Source organism: Candidatus Nitrosotalea sp. FS, from assembly GCF_011319475.1.
Taxonomy (GTDB): domain Archaea; phylum Thermoproteota; class Nitrososphaeria; order Nitrososphaerales; family Nitrosopumilaceae; genus Nitrosotalea.
On the sequence record NZ_RCMC01000101.1, the window covers coordinates 553 to 1,431 of the forward strand.

Annotated in this window: 1 protein-coding gene; it reads right to left on the minus strand. The window is 60.3% G+C overall.

Features of this window, described 5'->3' with window-relative positions; all coding sequences use genetic code 11:
* The coding region (locus DYY66_RS14080) for a condensation domain-containing protein (RefSeq protein ID WP_255496056.1) at positions 1-825 on the minus strand (825 nt) is incomplete at its 3' end.
* Positions 826-879: the final 54 nt, after the last annotated feature.

The window sequence follows — 879 nt, forward strand, 5'->3', positions numbered from 1 at the left end:
CATCCGCACCGGCAGCGTGTTGATGAACAACCCCATCACACGGTCTGCTCCTTCTCCTCCCTGCATCCTCCCCAACAACACACTCCCGAAAACTACATCCTCTCTCCCCGATACCTTCCCCAACACCACTCCCCACGCCACATGACACACACTCGCCGCACTCACTCCCAGCTTCCTCGCCTCCTCCCGTATCCGCCTCCCCAATCCTCCTTCCACCTTCACTCGCGCTTCCTCGATCCCCCTCCCATCTCCTCTCACCTCCACCAACCCGTACGGCGCCGTCGGCTCTTCCACCTCCCCCAACAACTTCCGGAAATACTCCTCGTGCTCCTCCTCTCTCACTCCCAACCGCGCCTCCGCCACCAGGTTCCGGAACGGCAACGGCTCTCCCAATCCCTCTTCCTCCCCCAACAAATACGCCTCTATCTCCCGGTGCATCACCTCCTGCGTGCTGTGGTCTCCCACCAGATGGTGCCGCAACATCATCATCAACCACCGTCCCTGCTCCTTGTCCTCGGCTATCATCACTCGCACCAGCGGCGCTTGTCGCACATCAATCCGATATCCCCGCGGGTTATACCTCGCGTACAACTGCTCCCCCGCATCCCCTCCTCCCGCTTCCACCTCTACTTCTTCCACCGGCAGCTTCGCTTTCCGCCATACCACCTGCACCGGCTCTCTTAACCCTTCCCACATCACTCCTGTTCGCAAAATGTCATGCCGCTGGATCACCGCCTCCAGCGCCTGCGCATAGCTGTTCACCCGCTCTCGGCTGTCAAAGCTGAACAACATCCCCAACAGATAGGGGTCCCCTTCTCCTCCCATCAGATGGTGAAACAGGATCCCCTCCTGCAACGGCGCCAGCGGATAGATGTCCTG